Origin of the sequence: Spiroplasma endosymbiont of Seladonia tumulorum, assembly GCF_964020235.1 — a bacterium.
Lineage (GTDB): Bacteria > Bacillota_I > Bacilli_A > Mycoplasmatales > Mycoplasmataceae > Spiroplasma.
In genome coordinates this window covers 1,957,803-1,979,030 of record NZ_OZ026545.1, presented here as the reverse complement: position 1 = coordinate 1,979,030, position 21,228 = coordinate 1,957,803, and the positions used below count along the sequence as shown (strand labels likewise).

The window sequence follows — 21,228 nt, the reverse complement described above, 5'->3', positions numbered from 1 at the left end:
GGTTAATATTTTGATATTTAGTAAATAATTTATTTTAATATTTAATTACTTCGCCGCCCGCTCCACTTTGAAGGTGAGCGGGGGCGGATAGGATATTTTGATAGAGTTTACCCCCATACGGAAATAAACAAAAACAGTTTACCCAGTTATTAATTACGCTTCATCCATCCCTACACAACTTTATATAAAGAAAATAACCTTTTGGAGTTCCAACCCTCTTGTTTTTTTAGTGTCCGATATTGTTTTTTTCGGTTTAACAACACTCTTTTTATGAAAACAAGCCAAAAAACACATGCTCTGACATTTCGCAAGTGATTAATCTTGCCGAGAATTAAAGAAATAAATAGGAGTAGTAAATCCAATCGCTTTCACACTTTCTTTAAGGCTTCGTGCCATAGATGAGTTATCCATCTTTAAGCATCAAAAAATATTAAGTTTTAAAGATTGAATTTTGGATTAATCGTTAGATAGTATCTTTATTTTTTTATCTCATTATCTTTTTTAATTCTTTGTTTATTAAATATATTTTTTAGTAATTATATTTAACAATTAACTAACAACTAAATAAAACAATTATTCAAAATTTTTTAAGAAAAGAAAGGATGGATTTTTCTGAAAAAACATATTTTATTAAGTGTAAAAGATACTATCTAACGATTAATCCAATAAATATAAGTATTTTTTACAAAATAAAAAGCACTTTATTCTTTTTCAATAAAGTGCTACATTTGCATTTACAATTTACAAGTATTAAAATAACTTTTGATAAAAAACTATTTAATTTAAATCAAATTGAAATATCAGGTATATGAGGTTATGGTAATTATGAAATTACAATTTTTACTGAAAAAGAACAAATTAATATTAATAATTTACAACTATTTAATAAAAATAATGAAAAATTATCATTAATTATATTAGAAATATAAAAAGTCATTTATTAAAATGACTTTTTATTATTCATTAACTTTTACATTACCGGTTTTATCAATAATTAAATTAGGTACATTAGTATCTTCTAAATTTCAACGATAAACTGCTTTAAAATTTCGTCCCTTATCTTCATTTCAAAAAATTCGTTCTATTTTACCTTCTGATTGATCATCTATTAATAAATCTTGTTCTTTTGTTTCAAAAACCCATAAAAAGAGATCAATATAATATGGTTTTAATGGATCTCAATCCTCATTTTTTTCCTTTATTTGTATCGTGTTTAAATTTTGATATTTTTCAATAAATAGAATTATTAGGTTTCCATATAGCAAAATATCATTTATTATCCACTTGATTAAATGGTTTTTCTTGATATGCTATTCATTCTAAAATACCATTTTTTGTTTTTATATTATTTTTTTCTTTTAGTTTATTTAATTGTTCCTCGATATATTGTGGTGTATTACAGGCAACTAAACTGGCTGTACTTGTTCCTATTAAAGTGATTGTTCCCAAAAGACTTAATTTCTTTTTCATATCGTGTTTATAATTAATTCTTTACTACCACTATATCTGTTTTTTTATTTTTAAATGTTACATTTTTTTCTTCCGAATTTAAGGGAATAGCTTCCCCAATCTCAGTCTGATGCATAATTATTTCTTTTTTACTTTTAATATCATAGTAAAAATTTATACTATTATCATTATTTATTTTTATTTTTGAGGGTAAAATTTCATTTTCAAATAAACTAAGCATAGCATCTTTAATTGAAATATTAACTATTATTTCATTATTATTTTTATCAATTAATTTTGCACTAACCATACCTTCAATTTTTTGATAATAATTTAAAATAAGCTCTATATTATTTTGTAAAGAAGTAACATAAACTGAAATTTTACTATGTGGTGGCACCTTTACTGGTTGAGATGGAACAGTTATTGTTGTAGTGTTTGTGGTTGTTTTAATTTCTGTTTCAGAAGAATTTGAAGTATCTGTTATAGTATAAGTTTTTGACTTCCCTCATGTATAACCACCACCAGCTTCAACTGCAACTTCAAGTTTTGCACCAAAAACAACAGGGACACCAGCATTACTACTAGCTTTTGCTGTAACTTTAGTATTTACATTTGTACTTCAATTATCAGTATTTGATGTTGTTTCTGATTTAGAAAATCCATTTATTTTTTGAAATGTATTTGTTTCTGTTAATTGTTTAGAACAAGAAACTGTATTTTGAATTTGTTCAATACTACTATTATTTATAAATGTTGAGTTAGAATCTTTACAAATATCATTAAGATCTTGTTCTAAATTATATGATTTATTTTTTTGTGTTTCTTCTAAAACAAGTTCAGATTCTGTTAAATTTTTTAAATTAATATTTAAAATCTGTTTAATTTCAGAATTAGGATTTTGTTTTTTATGATATAAATATAACCCTCTTTTTACTTGATCTCTCATATTAATAATTTTAGATTCAATTAATTGCAATGTATCATATTCATAAACTTTATTATCTTTTGAACCAAAGTATAATTTGTTATTTAAAGCTACCCCAGAAGATCAAATACCACCATTTGTTGTAATTACAACTTTTTGTTGTCCAGTTTCAGGATTATATTCATAAACTTTATTATCTTCTGAACCAAAGTATAATTTATTATTTAAAGCTACTCCAGAAGATAAAATACTTCCATTTGTTGTAATTACAACTTTTTGTTGTTCAGTTTCAGGATTATATTCATAAACATTATGATCAAAAGAACCAAAGTATAATTTATTATTTAAAACTACACCGGAAGAAATAATACTTTTATTTGTTATAATAACAATTTCTGAAATTCCAACAATATTATTTTTTTTATTATCTTGTCTTTTTACTCTATTTAATTTTTCTAAATTATTTTTTTGTGAATAATTAACTTTACTAATTTCTAATTTAGTTTCTTCTTTTTGATAGGGGCTAGCAGCAATTGTTGTTGGTACAGCGGTTCCACCAATAGTTAATAGACTTAATAAACTTAAAAGTTTTTTCATTTTATTATTTCCTTTCTTTTATCTTGAAAATTTTTATCAAGATCTATTGACATTATATATATATATATATATACAAGCACTTTTTAAACATATTTGAGAAAGGAAGTTATTTTAATGATTATTATTGTGATTATATTGTACTAATCTGGGCTCGCGGTGATTTTCATAAGTCTTGCGAAAAATGCCTTAAAGTTTAAAAAAACTTTTGCCGCGCTTTTCAAAATACTTGGAAAAATTCTAAGCGTTAAGCGAAGAATTTTATAAAGGTTCCCAAATTTGTTTGAAAGAACCTCAAAATCTTTTTTAACTTGTAAGTCATTCTATCACAAAAATTTAAGAAAATCAACCGCTCGCCCAAAACCTAAAAAATCTGCTATTACAGATTTAATAAAAATATAGATAAAAATTAATTGAAATATTCTCTAATTTTATTTCAATAATATTATAATACATTTTATATACCCATTTTAAAGCGATACGGATAAGAACCATAAAACAAAGCATCATATGGATCGTGGTACATTTTACTGTCGGGTGTGTTTGTTTTGGTATCGCTAAATCTTAATTCACTAATACACTTATCTAAAAATGGGAAGTTATATAATATACCATATATTTTGCCTTGAACAAACATTTTTCTTATTCATGTTACACGATTAATTATTCCCGCTTCTTTATTAAGGGATGTCTGATGTTTTTTGGCTTTAAACATCTTAATTTTATAACCTAAATAAGGGTAAATATCTTCTTGTAATTTTTGCATAAAGTCATGAGCATTAATATCATAATAAAATGTAGCATATTCAAAACCATCAAATTTATCAAAACAGTTAATTATTCATTGTCCGTAATGTTCAACTATTTCATTTAAATTCATTGCGTTTTTTGGGGTAACAACATTTTCTTTAATTAAATATTTATCATATTCATTATTTTCATTAATTTTATAACCACTAAATAAAAATACTGTATGGTCTTCACTACCATTAGCATAATCAACACCAATTGAATAACTATCAAATTGATATTGTTTTGTATTTGTATTATAAAAATCTTGTAAATTATACTCTTTAATATATTTACGATAATTTCGTAAAACATAAATACTGGGGTCATTATCGTTATATTCAAAACCGTAATATTCAAGTTCAAATAAATCGGGTCGTTCTTCTTTATTTGCTAAAACAATTTTTTTGGTAATATCAGGTATTTTATTTCAAACAGCCCCCATAGTTAAACGCAAATTAAAAATACCCAAACCATTAAATGCTTGTTTGTTTTCTGAATATACCTGATTGTGTTCTTTTAAAATATTTTTAATTCTTTCATTTAAAGGTAAATATGGCGTTACAAATTTTTCATAAAAGATATGGTATTTATCAAAAGGATTAAAGGTAAATTGATTAGAATATGTTTTATAAAAATATGTTGTAACTGTTATATATTGTTTTGCTATGTTGTCTCATTCTTGAAATGTCCAAGATAATTCTTTTACTGGAATAGGATTATCTAAATTATATTGTTCATTATCATTTTCATCCGTGTATTTTTCGTAAGACACTTTTAAACTTTTAGAACGAAACATTGAAACTCTTAAATTATTATATCTTTTATCTAGTTCTTTATCAGTTAAGATTTCTTTTTCTTCAGCATGTATCATTTCGTCAGTTCATGCTGATATAATACCACTACCTTTACCAACTTTCCCCATAATTTTATTACCATTAGCATAACTAGCAAAAGCAATGCGAACACCACTAGGAAAAACAATTTCGCCACCTTCTTTAACATTTTTAGGTCAAACAATACCATTTTCATTGTCATACCCTATATCAATCCCATATTTATCATATAGATAGTTGCAGACATTAATTGTATCGCCAAATGTAGTATCTTCGTGGGTATTGGCATATCTTCGTAAAATGTTAGATGAAGCATCGGTAAAATTACAAGCAAAAAATAATTTTTCTGCTAGGTGATTTCATGTCTTATTAGTACCACGCCCCGCTGAGACAAACTTAAAAAAACATGGCGAAGTAAAATATCGGGCATAACTATCACCAACAAAATCTTTAAATACTTCTCAATCAAAACCAAAATTATAGTCACTAAAATTTAAATTATATTTTTTATTTAAATGTTCATAACTAGTAATTCGTTTTTTATTATTAATTTTACTAAATTCTTGCATATTTATTGACCTCTTTATTTTATATATAATACATTATAAGAAAAAATGAAAGGAATTTGTATAAAAATGAGAAAATTTAAACATTTAACATTTGATGAACGAGATTTATTTAAAGATTTATTATTATCTGATACTTGTAAAAAGAAAAATGGCACAATTAATTTATCTGAAATATCACGACAAACGGGTCGTGGAGTTAATACTGTTAAAAGAGAAATTAAGCGATTTAAAAATATACAATATTATAATCCATATCAAGCACAAAAAGATTATAAACAAAAACGTAAAAAATTCATTAAAAAACTACCTAAATTTACAAAAGAGCAGTTAGATTTTATTAAAATAAGATTTAATAAATACCACGATACACCCGAACAATTAATTTATCGTTATTTCTTGGAATTTGGTGTTAAATTTCCTGTTTGTGTTAAAACATTGTATAAATGAATTCGCTTAGGTGAATTTGGATTAAAAAAAGAAAATTTACCCCATCGTGGTAAAAAATACAAAACAAAAGGAAAAACTGATAATCGTGGTAAATTAACTAACTTTAAATCAATTTGAGATATTGAAAATAAAGTTTCTAATGTTGGATGATTTGAAATGGATACTGTTGTAGGAAAAGACCATCAATCTAGTAATTTAGTTTTAGTAGAACAATCAAGTAAAAATTATTTTGTAATGAAATTAAAAAATAATACTGCTAATGAAGTTTTAGAAAAATTTAAAGATATTGTTAAAAATAATAATTTAATTGGGAAAATTAAAGGAATAATAACTGATAGAGGAAAAGAATTTAGTAAATGAAGAGAAATGAAAATATTTGCTGAAACACAAGTTTATTTTTGTGACCCCGGTAAACCACAACAAAAACCATTAATTGAGCATATGAACGGTGAATTTAGATATTGCCTTTCTAAGGGAATTGATTTTAATAATATTAGTCAAAAAATGATAGATTGAGTAGTTAATGTTATAAATGATAAACTCCGACCATGTTTAAATTGATTAAGTGCAAAGACAATGTTTTTACAAAATTTTAAATAAATTTATTAGTTAAAATTTAATAAATTATTTTTAGTGCGCTTAAATATGAATAAAATAAGATAAAATTACAAAAATTTAATTTTTTCTGAAAAAGTTGTTGCAATTTATTAAAAATATTTTATTATTAACTTAACAAGATATAAATTTGCCGTTTATATATACACAGCGCCATGTGAAATACGACAATTAATAGGTTGACAATTAACTCAATAAAATGATGTTGTTATTTCATTTCAAGTTTTATTAATATATTTACTTTTATATTCTGTCATTTATTTTTTCCTCCTAGTTTTAACTCGCTGGCACTCACTCCCAAGTGAAAGTGCCAAGCGAGAATTAGTTATATAAGTATTTATCTATTTACTTACTACGTCATCCGCCTCACTGGGGGTGAGCGGTGGCGATATGTTAATTGTTTGAATGTTTAATAATCCACAGTTGTTTTTTAATATTGACGCCAGACATATATGTCTTCCTTTATCCGTGCCCATTTGTGCTTTTGCTCTGGGATTTGACGTTCAGTTTTTAAATTAAAAATTCACTCGCATTTTAAAGGACCAAATGCTATAAAACTCCAACCAACCACACTTTTCGCAAATTTAATTGTAAAGTCACTATCTCTATTTTTATTGTCGTTTGATATTAACCTTGGACTTATCACGACTATCGCTTAGTTCTAATGAACCAGCGCCGATTTACATTTTTCCTCATACACTATTTCAGTACTTGCCTCGGCCGGCGGTGGAATAAAAACACTTAGTTATTTAAAATAACCGTTCCGCTCTGCATTAAGTTGTTTTATAAAATTTAAGTTTTAATAAACCAGTTTCATAATCAAAGATAATTTTTGAATTTTCTAAGCGTTTATAAAACCGCTTTTGTGTTTTATCTTTTACTTTATTCAATAAATCTTTATGTTTTTCACAAGTTCATAAAACTTTATTTGATAAAAATTCTTCGATAATGAATGATATTGCTTTATAGCAATTATCAACATCACATATTGTTTGTTGCTTATTAATTTTCATTACCTACTCCTTCCTTTATTAAGTTTTTTTATTAGCAAATTAATTAACTGAAACAGAGAAAGGACAACACCTTAAAATTGGAGAAAAAACAGGTACACTTTATAAAGATTTCTAAGATATTTAATAAATGTGTAAACAACTTAAAGAGGGTATCAAAAAGTTGTAATAAAAGTTTCTATTTTAAGAATTTAAGATGCTGTCCTTTCTCTGAATCAATTAATAATTTTGGTTTAACAAATAAAAAAACCATTTTAGTAAATGGTTTAATTTATTATTTCTATTCAATTTTTATGTATTTGTTAAAACCCTTCTTTTTTCCATGCGACCTTACGCACAATAAATAAAAAATAATATCTTTTTTTTTTTTTGCATTTTTATTATTTTTGTGTTAATGTGTAGAACTAAGAAAAGGGGGTAAAAAATGATAAATATTGATAACAACTTTTTTAAGAATTTTAATAATTTGTTATATATACAAAGTATTGAAATTATTCAACAAAATTTAGAAAATTCTGATGAATGAATTTTTAAAAATTATAAAATTGATGAAACTTTAAAAGAATTTAAAGATTATAAAGTAAAAGAAATAAAACCAAGAACATTAACTATTTTAAATGGGAAAATAACTTTTAAAAGAAGAAAATATTATAAAATTAATCCAGAAACAGGTAAAGAAGAATATATTTTTCCTTTGGATAAACTTTTAGGAATTGAAAAATGACAAAGAATAAATAATTCTGTTAAAGAAAAAATATTATCATTTATTGGCAAGAAAAAAACATATCAAGATATTTTAGATACTATGGAACATGTAAAAATTTGTATAAAAACAATTTCAAATATTATGAAAAATGCAAAAACTGATAAAGAATATTATCTTAATAAAACTGATAAAAAAATAAAGATACCTCATACTTTATATATTCAAATTGATGGAACTTATTTAAAAATGTGAAATGAAAAGAAAAAAAGGAAAAGAAAAAATAAAAAAACATAGTATATTTTCAACTGTTCATACTGGTTTTGATAAGGTAAAATCAACGAAAAAAAGACCTGTAATTGCAAATAAATTAGGTGTTATAGAACTTGATAATATTCCAAAATATATTAAAAAAAATAGTAAATTAACTAATTTTGTTAATAAATTATTTACATTAATTACCAGTTATTATGATATTAATGACAATATTGAATTTATGGTATTAGGCGATGGCGCACCTTGAATTAAAAATATTGTAAAATTTATTCAAGAATATTTTCCTAAAAATAAAGTACATTACACGATAGATAAATTTCACCTTACAAGTAGATTTAAAAAATTATATCCTTATCAAAGTAAAAACAAAGAAAACAGAGAAACGTACCATAAAGCAATCGATTATTTTTTTAATGCTAAATATGAAGAATTATTAGAATGTTTAGAAAACAGTGCTTCTTTTATAAAAGAATCAAAAATGAAATTCTTAAAAGAGACAATTAAATTAATTAAAAATAATGAAGAAGGTGTCAGAAATCAAACATTATGAAATAATATTGGTTGTCATATTGAGGGTGATATATCACATTACTGTAAAGGTGTTTTGGTTAAAAAAGCAACTTATCATGAAAAAACTCTTAAAAATAAATTAAATACTAGTATGATGAATTTTAAAAATAAAATTAATTTATTTAATACCAATGAACCTTCCAAAGAAAGAATTAATTATTCAGTTAATAATTTTGCAAATAATAATTTACAACCAAACTTATATTTTTATTAATTTTATCTAATAAATTAAATAACTTTAATAAAAATGTATTTTTGTCGTGAAAAAATTTAAAAAAAATATAAAAATATATTGACATTAAAATTAAAAGTAATAAAATTTAAATAAGTAAGTGGTATTTTTATTCCACAATTTTTAAGATATTAATTAAAACCCTTAAATAATACATACAACCTACTATATACTGATGTAACATATTTAATTTGAAAAGGAGAAAGATATTATCAATCAACAATTATTGATGGATATACTAAAGAAATAGTTGATGTAAAGTGATCTAAATATAATGACAATAAATTAGTAATAGATAATTTAAATGATGCAATTAATAAAATAAAATTAATAAAAAAAGATCTGAATGGAATAATAATTCACTCAGATCACGGATATCAATATACATCCACTATTTATCACGATAAATGTTTATCTAACGGTATTACAATTTCAATGGGAAAAAATTACCACTGTGCAGATAATATTGTTATAGAAAGTTTTCATTCATTACTTAAGAAAGCTACAATCCATAATAAAATATATAATTCACATGAAGAATATATACAAGATGTTATAAAATGAAATACATGATATTCAAATCGTAAAGAAAAAGATATAATTAAAAAAATAGTAAATACTTTTTTATTAGTACTTACTAAAATGGGTGCACTCTAACTTAAAGCATCACTTTTATTGAATTATCTCATAAACTAATTTTTCTTGTGGTGGTTTTGTTGAAACAATTCGAAAAGTTCGTTGTGCTCAATCATAAACTGGGGCAGTAACATAACGGTTAGTATATAAAGTCATTACAACATCATTTTTTGCAACTTTTTCACCAGTTTTTTTGTTTAAATAAATACCAGCATGATAATCAATTGTTTCATCTTTTGTATTACGGCCAGCTCCTAAACGAACAGCTAATAATCCTAACTCATTAGTATCAATAATTTCCATAAATCCCGCTTGGGTTGCTTTAATTTCAACTATATTTTTTACTTTTAATACTTCTTTTAAAGTTAAATCATTATCAATAAAACTTAAATCTCCACCTTGCTCGTTCACAAAAGCACGGAAGTAATTTAACGGTTCTTCCGTTTGTAATTTTTCTTCACAAGATTTAACTGCCATTGCTAAATCTTTAAAAAGCCCTGCTTGGCATAAACTTAAAGCTGCTGCTTCACATACAATGTAAGTCAAATCATCAGGTCCTTTCCCTCGTAATGTTTGTAATGCTTCATAAATTTCAATTGCATTACCGATAGTACGGCCTAATGGTTCTGTCATATTAGTAATTTCAGCAGCAATCTTCTTATTAAATTTAATTCCAAGTTCAACCATAATTTGTGCTAATTTCCGTGCATCAGATATTGTTTTCATAAAAGCGCCACTACCACATTTAACATCTAACACAATTCCATCACTACCAGTCGCAATTTTTTTACACATAATACTTGCTGCCACTAATGGTAATGAATCAACTGTTGCCGTCACATCCCGTAAGGCATAAATCTTTTTATCAGCAGGAACAAGATTATCAGATTGAGCCATAATTGATAAATTTGTTTTATTAATAACATCCTTAAATTCATTAAAAGAAAGTTCAACTTTAAAACCGGGAATACTTTCCAGCTTATCAATTGTTCCTCCTGTTTGGCCTAATCCTCGTCCTGACATTTTTGCCACTTTTAAACCAAATGAAGCAACTAAAGGCACATAAATTAAACTAACCTTATCACCAACTCCACCAGAAGAATGTTTATCAACTTTAAAACCAGGAATCGTAGTTAAATCATATACTTTCCCTGAATTAATCATTGCTTCAGTTAAAAACGAAATTTCTGTAACTGACATTGATTGAAAATAAATTGCCATTAAAAAAGCTGACATTTGATAATCTGGAATAATCCCCGATGTATATCCTTTGACAATAAAGTTAATTTCTTCTCGTGATAACTCTTGTCCATTTTTCTTTTTATCAATTAATTTTAAAATATTCACTATTCGATACCTTCCTTTTTTAAGTCGTTTTTTTCTTTAATGAAGTTTTATATTCTTCATAATCTTTTTTATGATCAACATCTTGATATTGATCAATTCCTTTTTGAATAATTTGTTTAACATTATTTGCAATTAATTCAGTTGATTTGGTCATAAACGTATCTGGCTTAATTGGCTTATGAAACACAACATGAACATACTTTTTCCCTCTTTTTTTAAATTCTTTATTAAAAATTGGATAAGAGTTAACAATTGAAACAGGAATAATTGGAACATGTGCTTTCTGGGCAATTTTAAAACTTCCAGCATGAAATTCTCCCATTTCTTGCCTGCGACTTCGTGTTCCTTCCGGAAAAACAACCATTGTTCGTGGTACACGAATTAAATCATTTGCCTCTTTAATAATTTCTAAGGCCTGGCGAGGGTTTTCCCGATCTAAAAATAAAACATCAATTAATGTTAAGAAATTTCGATATGTTCGGTTATCTTGTAATTCTTTTTTAGCAATAAATGCACAAGGTGCCGTTTTATTAAAATCATTTAGAGCAAATAATAATGCCGGATCCACATTCGATTGATGATTTGCAATCATTAAACAACCCTTATCAATTCAATTATCACGATCATGAACAATTATTTTAACATCGTGCACTCATAACATATAGCGTGTTTGTTTTTGAAATCAATGATAACGATATTCTTCTGAAACAATATTTGGATCTCGTTTAATTTTTTTACTAATACTCCTTGCCTTAGTAATTGTTCGTAAAAATCGTGGTCATGTCAGAAGAATTTTTCAAATATTTAACATTTTAACTTTGTTCCTTTCTTTTATAATATTTTATTACAAATTGCTGATATTCGTTTGATTTAATTAAAGTAAATTGGTTTAAATCAAACGAAGGAAAATAAGTATCACCTTGATATTTTCCCTTAATATAACTAATGATTAATTCATCAGCATATGGTAATGTTGCCTCATAAATTTTTTTCCCCCCACAAATATAAATATCTTCGTTTGGATTTTGATGATAAAAATTAATAATTGCTGTTAAATCAGTTACTACTTCCACATCCGGATGATTAATTTGATAATCAAGTTGTCTTGTTAAAACTAATGTTTTTCGTTTCGATAATGGTCGTCCAATTCCTTTATAAGTTAATCGACCAAATAAAATTGTTTGCCCTAATGTTGTTTCTTTAAAATGCTGTAATTCTTCTCTTAAATGTCATGGTAATTGGTTATTTTGACCAATTAAATTATTTTCATCCATTGCTCATAATAACTTAATCATTATACTGCGACAGTTCCTTTAATTAATGGGGCTGAGTCATAATTTTCCAACATAATATCTTCAAATTTAAAATCAAATAACGAAGTAATGGTTTGATTTAACTTCAAAGTTGGTAATTTTCGCGGAGAACGTGTTAATTGTTCTTTAATTTGATTAAAATGATTTTTATAAATATGACAATCTCCTAAAGTATGGACAAAATCGCCAACATCTAAACCAACAACTTGGGCAATTAAATGGGTTAATAAAGCATAACTTGCTATATTAAAAGGGACTCCTAAAAAAACATCCGCACTACGTTGATATAATTGACAACTTAATTTTTTATCTTTTGAAACATAAAACTGAATTAAAGTATGACATGGTGGTAAAACCATCTCATCAACTTCTGCTGGATTTCAGGCACTAATAATATGACGACGTGAATATGGATTCTTTTTTAAATTTTCTAATAATTTTGCTAACTGATCAACTCCGTTAAAGTTTCGTCATTGTTTCCCATATACTGGTCCTAAATCACCAAATTCAGCAGCAAAATTTGCATCAGTTTTAATTTTTTCAACAAATTTAGCTAATGTTTCATTATTATATTTTGCTGATGCTTGATATTTTTCATATGATCATTCATTTCAAATTCGAACATCATGATCTACTAAATATTTAATATTAGTATCGCCTTTAATAAATCATAATAATTCATAAACTACTGACTTAAAATGAACTTTTTTTGTTGTTAAAAGTGGAAATCCTTTGCTTAAATTAAAACGCATTTGATAACCAAAAAAAGAAATTGTTCCCGTATTTGTTCGATCATTTTTTTCTTGCCCGTGTTCTAAAATAAAACGAGCCATATTAAGATATTGTTCCATCATTTTCACCCTATTTTCTATTCTCATATACTTAAATCTTACCTTATTTAAAAATAAAATCATCAAAAAAAAATCTTAACAAGATTATTTTTTTATGTTATCATATTACTAATTAAAAGAGGTGAGCAGTAATGAATAAATTTTTTAAAAAAATAATTAAAAAAATTAAATTTTCATTAAGTTTATTTATTCCTGGCACATTTAATCCTCTACGAAGCAAATATGAAAATGAAGCCGAATTTGATTATGCATATATTTTAAGCAATTCAATTCATCAACAAAATGTTATTGATAAAACTAAAATTATATTAAAAGAAAAAGATAATAATTGTCAATATGATAAACAAATTATTAAAAAAATTAATCGTTTTAAAAAACCTTTCAAATTTTAAATAATAGTTAAAAATCTAGATTTTAACCCTTGTCTAGATTTTTTTTATTTTATTAAAATAAATAAAAAATGTTATTAAATAACATTTTTAAAACCACGGCTCAAATGGTACATCAAAGCCAAATCAACCATTAATTAAGTCATGAACTGCTTCTATATTAAAATACAACATTGCAATTGTTATAACTGCTAAAACTAAAAGTACTAGCACAACAATTAAAACTATTGCTCAAACTGGTAATTTTCGCTTGCTTGTTTCTTCATCATATTGAAATGGCATTTTTGTTGCATCAATTTTACCCAAAACATTGCTATTATTAAAACCATCTGATGGAGCAAAATCAGGTGATGAACTAAAGCTTGGTGCTGCATTAAAATCTGGTGTTGGTCCAAAATTTGAATTTCCTTGGCCAAAATCATTTTGACCAGAAAAATTAGCACTACCAAAGTCATTTGTTTGATTAAAATCATGGTTTGCCCCAAAAGGAGTTTCCTCATTAAACGTATCATCAAAATTATCATCAAAATCGTTATTGATTCCCTGTTGTTGTTTCATCAAATCTGGATTCATAATTGCGTAATGACGACCTGAATCTTGCGAATACTGTCTTTTATTAAAATTAGAATCTTGACCAGCAAATTGTTGTTCTACTTCTGGTCCTGCCATTGGAGGATAAGTTAACATTCCGGGATATTGTGACATTTGCGGATAACCCATCATCATTGGAAATTGTGGCATCATTGGATAAAGGAACATTTGCGGATAACCCATCATCGGATTATATGCCCCCATTCCCATCGCATTCATTGGATTAGGCATAATAGGCATAACAAATGGTTGATAAATAATTGGTTGATAAATTGGTTTATTATGTTGCGGTTTAACTTCTGTTCCATTAATTCCCAAAGCTTTTGAAATGTAAGAAGAATTAAAAGGTGGATTAGTTTTTGTTTTAAAATCGTTTGGATTACCAGAAACTCTAATTGGTTTTGTTAGTGGTGTTACTGGTGCATTTTGGTTTAATAAATTATCATTGCCAAAACTATTGTTATTTTCAAACGAATTAAAATGATTTTCATTTCCACCACTAAATTTTGGATCATTATTATTCATGCTATACCCCTCCATATCAATATGCCCACTTTTCTTATAGATAAATTATATCACATATTTAAGTAAAATTAAAATAAACTATTGTCATAATTATTAGAAAGGTATATAATTGTTTACCATTTTATTTAAGTTTAATACCTTGTTTGTTGTTTTTTACTTTGCAAATATTCTTGATCTTTTTCATCAACTTCATTAAAAATATGATAACGATGTTTGTATCAAAATAAATATAAAATAATACCTACAATGATAGCTGAAATTAAATCATTTAACCCTAAATAATATAAAATAATAAATATTACTTTGGCCTGTGCCATCCGATAATTCATGTGCTAAAAAATATCCACATAACATTAAAATTGGTAACACAATAAAAGCACGAAATTAAGAGCATAATGCTGCTTTTCGTGCGTTATTCATCCCTTGAAATAACGAAACACCTAAAAATGAAATAGCAGCACAAGGATAACTCATTAACATTAAAACTGCTATTCACCGATATTCATCAACTAAATCAGCAGGAAAAGCAAAAGCCATTAACAATTGTGGCCCAAGAGCAATAAATAATAATAAAGTAAAAAGTAATCAACCACTAATAATTACTAATCCATATCAACAAGTTTGATACATTCGTAAATATTTTTTTGCTCCATAATTATACCCAATAATTGTTTTCATCCCTTGTGCAATCCCTAATGCAATTGCAGTAAAAAAAGCAATTCAAGGACTTATCGCACTATCAAATAATTGGAAGGATGCTAAACCATATTGCTAGCGTTGAATAAATTGTCCTGGTAATGATGAAATAATTGTTGATGATAAAATTGAAACTAAAACAGCACCTAAATTATTAATAAAAGATGAAAAACCTAATCGAAAAATTTCTTTAATTGTTGTTTTATGTAAATAAAAAAGATCACGCCAATGAAATCGTAAATAAGAATTTTTATTATAATAAATACAAATTAATGAAACAATAATAAAAATTCATGAAATAATTGTTCCTAACATTGTACCTTCTAACAACATTCGACCATATTTTACAAAAACAAGAAGAAAATAAGACATTAATTGCAATTGCTCCAATTGTATGGCGTCCTGTACGATGAACCGGCAAAAAACAACTCTTGTGAGATTGTTTTTTTTATTTTATATTAAAAAACATAAATTTATTTGCATTATTCATCGGATAGTATCTTTAAATTTAGAACTTTTATCATAAAAAAACAGATTAAATTCTGTTTTCCCTACACAAAATAAACGATATTTTTATAAATCCTTTCAATAAAGGTATTATCCGATGAATAATGCGGCACTTAAAATTTAATATTTTGATGCTTAAAGATGAATAACTCATCTATGGCACGAATCCTTAAAGAAAGTGTGAAAGCGATTGGATTTACTACTCCTATTTATTTCTTTAATTCTCGGCAAGATTAATCACTTGCGAAATGTCAGAGCGCGTGTTTTTTGCTTGTTTTCATAAAAAGAGTGCTGTTAAACCGAAAAAAATAATATCGGACACTAAAAAAACAAGAGGGTTGGAACTCCAAAAGGTTATTTTCTTTATATAAAGTTGTCTAGGGATGGATGAAGCGTAATTAATAACTGGGCAAACTGTTTCTTTGTTTATTTCCGTATGGGGTAAACTCTATCAAAATATCTTATCCCGCCCCCGCTCACCTTCAAAGTGAAGCGGGCGGCGAAGTAATTAAATACTAAAATAAATTATTTACTAAATATCAAAATATTAACCAATAAAGGAATATTATGTTTTTTTACAAAAAGGAAAATATTTGATGAAAAAATGAAATAAAAAAATTAAAAATAAATTACAAGAATTAATGATACGAGCTTATCTAGTAACGGTAAATGATATTAATGATGAAATTTGAGCAACAAATAAAAATAATTAAGGAGTATAGATAAATGACAGAATATAAAAGTTTGTATATTAATAAAACTTGAAATGAAATAACAACGTCATTTGATTGAGTTAATTGTCAGCCTGTTAATTGTCGTATTTCACATCATAAAAAGCATTATGATTTGCAATGTTTAGAATGAGCCAAAATGTACTTAATTTTATTTGAAAACAATTGAGATGTAATTGCTTCTTATATGCAACATTACAAAATTAACGATATTTTAGATTTAGCATCCGATGGATGAAAAATATTACAAATTGACAAAAAAATAAAACAAATAAATTAAAATATATTATTGCAATTGACCCTGCTGGAATTGGACAAACTGGTATGATTATTTATAATGTTTTGCAAAAGAAAATAATTAATAATATTACTTTTAATTCTAAAAATGAAGAAGAAGCAATAAATAATATGTATTTAATATTAAATGAGTTTAAAAATAAAATTTGTTCTTATTTAAATAAAGTTATTGTAATAATTGAAGATTATCAACTTCATAAGGGTTTAAAAATAAAAAATCCATTATCTACTCCTAAATTTATTGGTGGTTTAAAAGTTTTATGTAAATATCTATTTAATTTAAATTATGTTTTACAATCGCCAGTTGTTAAGAAAAATTATATTTATAAAGGAAATATTAAAATGACAGAGCACGAACACGATGCTTGAAAACATTTACAATATTTTATAACAGAAGGAGTTGATAAAAATGGCACAAACAAAAAGTAATTTACTTAAAAAATCAATAACTAATAAATCTAAAATAAAAAAGTTAATAAATTAGAATTAACTGTTAGATTACATGAAAACCCAATTAAAACTAAAATTAAGGCACTGGTTGCTGGGGGTGTTGAAGTTGATGCTTGTTCGGCTAAATGTCAGTGAGAAGGATTAAATTACTCAACATTATCAATTTATAATCCGTCAGTTGTATCTGCTTTTTTGAAATGGCGTTATTGCTGATGCTATTTCTAGTGTTGTGCAAAATAAATTTGTTAATTTAGAATGTGAATTAATTCAGGCTATTTATGATTATTGTTTAGCAGATGGTCAATATGAAGTAATTCCATTTCGTAGTTATACAGCCGAAAATGCAGATGATGCAAATAAAGCATTCTTTACATTAAATGAAACTTTGATTGAATTAACAAATCAAATTAGTAATTTATATTTTGGTTTACCAACAGATAAAATGTTTATGGTTTTAGGTCGAAGATCATATTTAGGATTAACACCTGCTTATTTAAAAGTAATTGGTTCACAAGCTCAATTAAAAGCAATGGTTAATGGTGAATTATATGAAAATACAGCAATGGGTATTCCTGTATCAAAAAGTTTTCATTTAGAAAAAACATATACAAAAGGACAAGTTAACCGTGATAAAGGTTATAATTTTACTAATGTAAATGGTTTATTTTTAAATAAACAAGTATGAGCATATCCAATTAATATGGATATTATTCAACAAGTTTTAGATAATGATACTGCTAACCCTAAATGAATTGGTAAAGTTCAATATGCAACACCAACTATTTTATATCCAAAAACATGTAAAATTATTTTGGAAAAACAACCAAGCCAAGATGAAATTACTGCCGCTAAAAGTAATCTAAATAAAACTTTTAGAGTTCCAGTTGATTATCTAATTTCAGCATCAAAACCAGAATCAAAACCAAATAATCAAGGTTAATATAAAATGAATTTACTAATATTACGCGTTTTAACTTTATTAGTATCTAATTTAAAAAATAAACCTTTAATAAGTAAATTTGTAAATTTAATTAATAGAGTTAATCAAGTTAAAAATAAAATATTAAAGCCAATTAATTATATTAGTGATAAATATAATAAAATTACAAATAAAGTTGAAGATATTTATCAGTGATTAAATCCATTTACTTATTTAGATTTAATTAAAAAAGGTCATAAAAAAGAAATACAACAAATATTAAGTCAATTAGAAAAAGATAATAATATTAAAAATAGAGAACAATTTAAAAATGAAAATTATTTAAATACTAATTGACAACCTTTAAATAGTAGTTGACTTGATAGTGGTATGTTTAATATTACAAATAAGTTAACTTTAACAGATAATTTAACTATTTTAATATATACAAAAACAGCAAAACATCCAAAATTTTATGGTCCATATGTTTATCCTAGTGTTCCAGTTGAAATTTGAAAATTATTAAGTAATGCTGTATCTAATGCAGGAACTTTATTTTGGCGTTATTGATTAAGAAAATGATTACCTAGTCATTTAAGAGATTATATTAAAAAACGATTACCACAAGCATTAAAAGAAAAATATCCCAAAGGAACTACTAAATTAACATTACCAACAGTTCAAAAATTACAACAAATTAAAAAGTTTATTAATAATTTAAAAATTGGACATTTTAATTTTAATTTTGCTGGTGAAATTAATAATAAAAAATGGTATCGTGAACGTCGAAGTGATGTTAAAAATATTAAGAATTTATATAAAACACCAGTTAAAAATATGTTTTACAAAACTAATCAAACTATTAAAACAATTAAGAAAACAAAAACAAGAGTTAATAGTTATAAGCCAAGTAATTTAAAAAAAATATCGTAATCAATTAAGAGGTGTTTTATATGGAAAATAATTTAAGTAATTTGTTATTTATAACAGTTGAAGATGTTAAAGAAAGTAAACTTTGACAACCTATTAATGATAGAAAACAATCTGCTTATAATGATAATTTAATTTATAATGCTATTTTAAAAACTAGTTTATGAATGGATAGATTATCAGGTGGGACAATTTCCGATAAAATTAATAAAAAAGATTTACTTCTATGAGTAAAAAAAGATAATACTGGTTTAATTGAATATGATAAATGATTAAGTTATATTCAATCTGCTTGTTTATTAGCAGTTATAAATTGATATTTACCAAAAGGAGTTAATGATTTAACTGGTAGTGCTTCATTTTCACAAGGTGGAGTTGCTTATTCACAAACTAATGACCCTGAAGCAAATGAAAATATTACCAGAGATGTTAAAAATGCTTTAAAATTAGCCGGTGAAATAATTGATATTATATCTAGTAAAACAGTATCTAGACCATATAATTATAGTTTAGATAATTATGCTCATCCATGAGAAGAAGAATATAAGCATATTAGTAAAAAAACTTTTTATCCAACATTATTATTTTGATTAAAAGAACGATTACAAACAGATAATTCAATAAATATTTTTTATCCAACTGTTAATGATTTTTCTAAAATTGATTATAACGAATATATTAAAATTATTGTTCCGTTTGATAATGACACTATTTATTATGAAAATAATGTTTGAAAAGCAAAACAAAGTGGTGAAATTCCATCAGATGTTATTAAAGATAGTGATTTAAATAAAGATTATATTGAAAAAGTTGATGGTAAATATATTGTAAAAACATCACAAGATTTAAAAAGTAATTATTATAATAAAAATGCAGTTGATAATTTTCTAGGAAATAAACAAGATAAATTAATAAGTGGAACAAATATTAAAACTATTAATGGTAATTCATTATTTGGTAGTGGTGATATATCTATTAGTAGTGGCAATGATTGAGAATTAATTAATTATCCAGAAGCAAACGAAAAATTAACATTTAAAATTCCAGATTATGATTTAACAAAATATTACTATAAAATATCAATTTCAATAACAGATTATGCATCTGCTAATAAATTTGTAACACATTATATTTTGAAATAATATCACAAAAATCAATTTTTTCATTTTTAGCAGCTAATTCTTATGAAAGCATAACAATTAAGCAAGATGAATCAATTAAAAATGAAACAAATAATATTGTTATTAAAGATTTAACAATTAGGCTGTATGTATTATTTAAGGGTTTTAATTAATATCTTAGAAATTGTGGAATAAAAATACCACTTACTTTTTTAAATTTTATTACTTTTAATTTTAATGTCAATATATTTTTATATTTTTTTAAAATTTTTTCACGACAAAAATACATTTTTATTAAAGTTATTTAATTTATTAGATAAAATTAATAAAAATATAAGTTTGGTTGTAAATTATTATTTGCAAAATTATTAACTGAATAATTAATTCTTTCTTTGGAAGGTTCATTAGTATTAAATAAATTAATTGTATTTTTAAAATTCATCATACTAGTATTTAATTTATTTTTAAGGGTTTTTTCATGATAAGTTGCTTTTTTAGCCAAAACACCTTTACAGTAATGTGATATATCACCCTCAATATGACAACCAATATTATTTCATAATGTTTGATTTCTGACACCTTCTTCATTATTTTTAATTAATTTAATTGTCTCTTTTAAGAATTTCATTTTTGCTTCTTTTATAAAAGAAGCACTGTTTTCTAAACATTCTAATAATTCTTCATATTTAGCATTAAAAAAATAATCGATTGCTTTATAATACGTTTCTCTGTTTTCTTTGTTTTTACTTTGATAAGGATATAATTTTTTAAATCTACTTGTAAAATGAAATTTATCTATCGTGTAATGTACTTTATTTTTAGGAAAATATTCTTGAATAAATTTTGCCATATTTTTAATTCAAGGTGCACCATCTCCTAATACCATAAATTCAATATTGTCATTAAT

Annotated in this window: 21 protein-coding genes and 2 pseudogenes; 11 read left to right on the top strand and 12 right to left on the bottom strand. The window is 25.0% G+C overall.

Features of this window, described 5'->3' with window-relative positions; all coding sequences use genetic code 4:
* The first annotated feature begins 728 nt into the window (after positions 1-728).
* On the top strand, positions 729-929 hold the full coding sequence (locus AACL22_RS12635) for a hypothetical protein (protein WP_338992622.1): 201 nt from the start codon (positions 729-731) through the stop codon (positions 927-929).
* A gap of 27 nt (positions 930-956) precedes the next feature.
* Here the strand turns inward: AACL22_RS12635 and AACL22_RS12630 are convergent, their stop codons facing one another.
* The 4 genes and pseudogenes from AACL22_RS12630 to AACL22_RS12620 form a co-directional block, all read right to left on the bottom strand.
* Positions 957-1,265 (bottom strand): hypothetical protein, encoded by a 309-nt coding sequence (locus tag AACL22_RS12630; RefSeq protein ID WP_338988777.1) that lies wholly within the window; start codon positions 1,263-1,265, stop codon positions 957-959.
* 142 nt (positions 1,266-1,407) lie between these two features.
* Positions 1,408-1,470, bottom strand: a pseudogene (locus AACL22_RS13965) (hypothetical protein); the annotation flags it as partial.
* A gap of 13 nt (positions 1,471-1,483) precedes the next feature.
* Positions 1,484-2,974, bottom strand: a complete 1,491-nt coding sequence (locus AACL22_RS12625; RefSeq protein WP_338992619.1) for a hypothetical protein — start codon at positions 2,972-2,974, stop codon at positions 1,484-1,486.
* 454 nt (positions 2,975-3,428) lie between these two features.
* Positions 3,429-5,165, bottom strand: coding sequence for a hypothetical protein (locus AACL22_RS12620; protein WP_338992616.1), 1,737 nt, complete (start codon positions 5,163-5,165; stop codon positions 3,429-3,431).
* 66 nt (positions 5,166-5,231) lie between these two features.
* On the opposite strand from AACL22_RS12620, the gene AACL22_RS12615 reads away from it, so the two are divergent.
* Complete coding sequence (locus tag AACL22_RS12615; protein ID WP_338993120.1) at positions 5,232-6,212, top strand: IS30 family transposase; 981 nt, start codon at positions 5,232-5,234, stop codon at positions 6,210-6,212.
* A gap of 788 nt (positions 6,213-7,000) precedes the next feature.
* Here AACL22_RS12615 and AACL22_RS12610 read toward each other — a convergent pair.
* Complete coding sequence (locus tag AACL22_RS12610; RefSeq protein WP_338991075.1) at positions 7,001-7,240, bottom strand: hypothetical protein; 240 nt, start codon at positions 7,238-7,240, stop codon at positions 7,001-7,003.
* Positions 7,241-7,661: 421 nt separating this feature from the next.
* Between AACL22_RS12610 and AACL22_RS12605 the strand changes: the two genes are divergently transcribed.
* The 3 genes from AACL22_RS12605 to AACL22_RS12595 all read left to right on the top strand — a co-directional run bounded on the left by AACL22_RS12605 (position 7,662) and on the right by AACL22_RS12595 (position 9,675).
* On the top strand, positions 7,662-8,237 hold the full coding sequence (locus AACL22_RS12605) for a UPF0236 family transposase-like protein (RefSeq protein WP_338992614.1): 576 nt from the start codon (positions 7,662-7,664) through the stop codon (positions 8,235-8,237).
* Positions 8,197-9,000, top strand: a complete 804-nt coding sequence (locus tag AACL22_RS12600) for an Mbov_0401 family ICE element transposase-like protein (RefSeq protein ID WP_338992612.1) — start codon at positions 8,197-8,199, stop codon at positions 8,998-9,000. Before AACL22_RS12605 ends, AACL22_RS12600 begins: the two co-directional genes overlap by 41 nt.
* A gap of 153 nt (positions 9,001-9,153) precedes the next feature.
* Positions 9,154-9,675 (top strand): DDE-type integrase/transposase/recombinase, encoded by a 522-nt coding sequence (locus AACL22_RS12595; protein WP_338993118.1) that lies wholly within the window; start codon positions 9,154-9,156, stop codon positions 9,673-9,675.
* Positions 9,676-9,690: 15 nt separating this feature from the next.
* Here AACL22_RS12595 and AACL22_RS12590 read toward each other — a convergent pair whose 3' ends face one another.
* From AACL22_RS12590 to thyA, 4 genes are read right to left on the bottom strand one after another with little or no spacing between them, the layout of a single operon-like run.
* On the bottom strand, positions 9,691-11,001 hold the full coding sequence (locus AACL22_RS12590) for a thymidine phosphorylase (protein WP_338992610.1): 1,311 nt from the start codon (positions 10,999-11,001) through the stop codon (positions 9,691-9,693).
* A gap of 19 nt (positions 11,002-11,020) precedes the next feature.
* Entirely contained in the window at positions 11,021-11,812 is a 792-nt protein-coding gene (locus AACL22_RS12585; RefSeq protein WP_338992608.1) for a lysophospholipid acyltransferase family protein, read from the bottom strand.
* Position 11,813: 1 nt separating this feature from the next.
* A complete protein-coding gene (locus AACL22_RS12580) occupies positions 11,814-12,296 on the bottom strand; it encodes a dihydrofolate reductase (RefSeq protein ID WP_338992606.1) in 483 nt (160 codons plus the stop codon).
* Positions 12,296-13,165, bottom strand: a complete 870-nt coding sequence (thyA, locus tag AACL22_RS12575; protein ID WP_338993116.1) for a thymidylate synthase — start codon at positions 13,163-13,165, stop codon at positions 12,296-12,298. Before thyA ends, AACL22_RS12580 begins: the two co-directional genes overlap by 1 nt.
* A 131-nt stretch (positions 13,166-13,296) precedes the next feature.
* Here thyA and AACL22_RS12570 point away from each other — a divergent pair, with 131 nt between their 5' ends.
* On the top strand, positions 13,297-13,557 hold the full coding sequence (locus tag AACL22_RS12570) for a hypothetical protein (RefSeq protein ID WP_338992604.1): 261 nt from the start codon (positions 13,297-13,299) through the stop codon (positions 13,555-13,557).
* A gap of 87 nt (positions 13,558-13,644) precedes the next feature.
* Here AACL22_RS12570 and AACL22_RS12565 read toward each other — a convergent pair whose 3' ends face one another.
* Together AACL22_RS12565 and AACL22_RS13960 are read right to left on the bottom strand one after the other, a co-directional pair.
* Positions 13,645-14,670, bottom strand: coding sequence for a hypothetical protein (locus AACL22_RS12565; protein ID WP_338992601.1), 1,026 nt, complete (start codon positions 14,668-14,670; stop codon positions 13,645-13,647).
* A 131-nt stretch (positions 14,671-14,801) separates the two neighbouring features.
* A pseudogene (locus AACL22_RS13960) lies at positions 14,802-15,760 on the bottom strand (MATE family efflux transporter); the annotation flags it as partial.
* An 839-nt stretch (positions 15,761-16,599) separates the two neighbouring features.
* Between AACL22_RS13960 and AACL22_RS12545 the strand changes: the two are divergent.
* From AACL22_RS12545 to AACL22_RS12525, 5 genes are all read left to right on the top strand, one after another.
* A complete protein-coding gene (locus AACL22_RS12545; protein ID WP_338989094.1) occupies positions 16,600-16,884 on the top strand; it encodes a hypothetical protein in 285 nt (94 codons plus the stop codon).
* Positions 16,839-17,330 carry a hypothetical protein gene (locus tag AACL22_RS12540; protein WP_338992593.1) on the top strand — a complete coding sequence of 164 codons (492 nt, stop codon included), beginning with the start codon at positions 16,839-16,841 and terminating at the stop codon, positions 17,328-17,330. Before AACL22_RS12545 ends, AACL22_RS12540 begins: the two co-directional genes overlap by 46 nt.
* 199 nt (positions 17,331-17,529) lie before the next feature.
* Positions 17,530-18,291, top strand: a complete 762-nt coding sequence (locus AACL22_RS12535; protein WP_338992591.1) for a hypothetical protein — start codon at positions 17,530-17,532, stop codon at positions 18,289-18,291.
* A 6-nt stretch (positions 18,292-18,297) separates the two neighbouring features.
* A complete protein-coding gene (locus tag AACL22_RS12530) occupies positions 18,298-19,203 on the top strand; it encodes a hypothetical protein (protein WP_338992588.1) in 906 nt (301 codons plus the stop codon).
* A gap of 20 nt (positions 19,204-19,223) precedes the next feature.
* Positions 19,224-20,342, top strand: coding sequence for a hypothetical protein (locus tag AACL22_RS12525; RefSeq protein ID WP_338992585.1), 1,119 nt, complete (start codon positions 19,224-19,226; stop codon positions 20,340-20,342).
* Positions 20,343-20,643: 301 nt separating this feature from the next.
* On the opposite strand, the gene AACL22_RS12520 is transcribed toward AACL22_RS12525, so the two are convergent.
* Complete coding sequence (locus AACL22_RS12520; protein WP_338992583.1) at positions 20,644-21,171, bottom strand: hypothetical protein; 528 nt, start codon at positions 21,169-21,171, stop codon at positions 20,644-20,646.
* Positions 21,172-21,228: the final 57 nt, after the last annotated feature.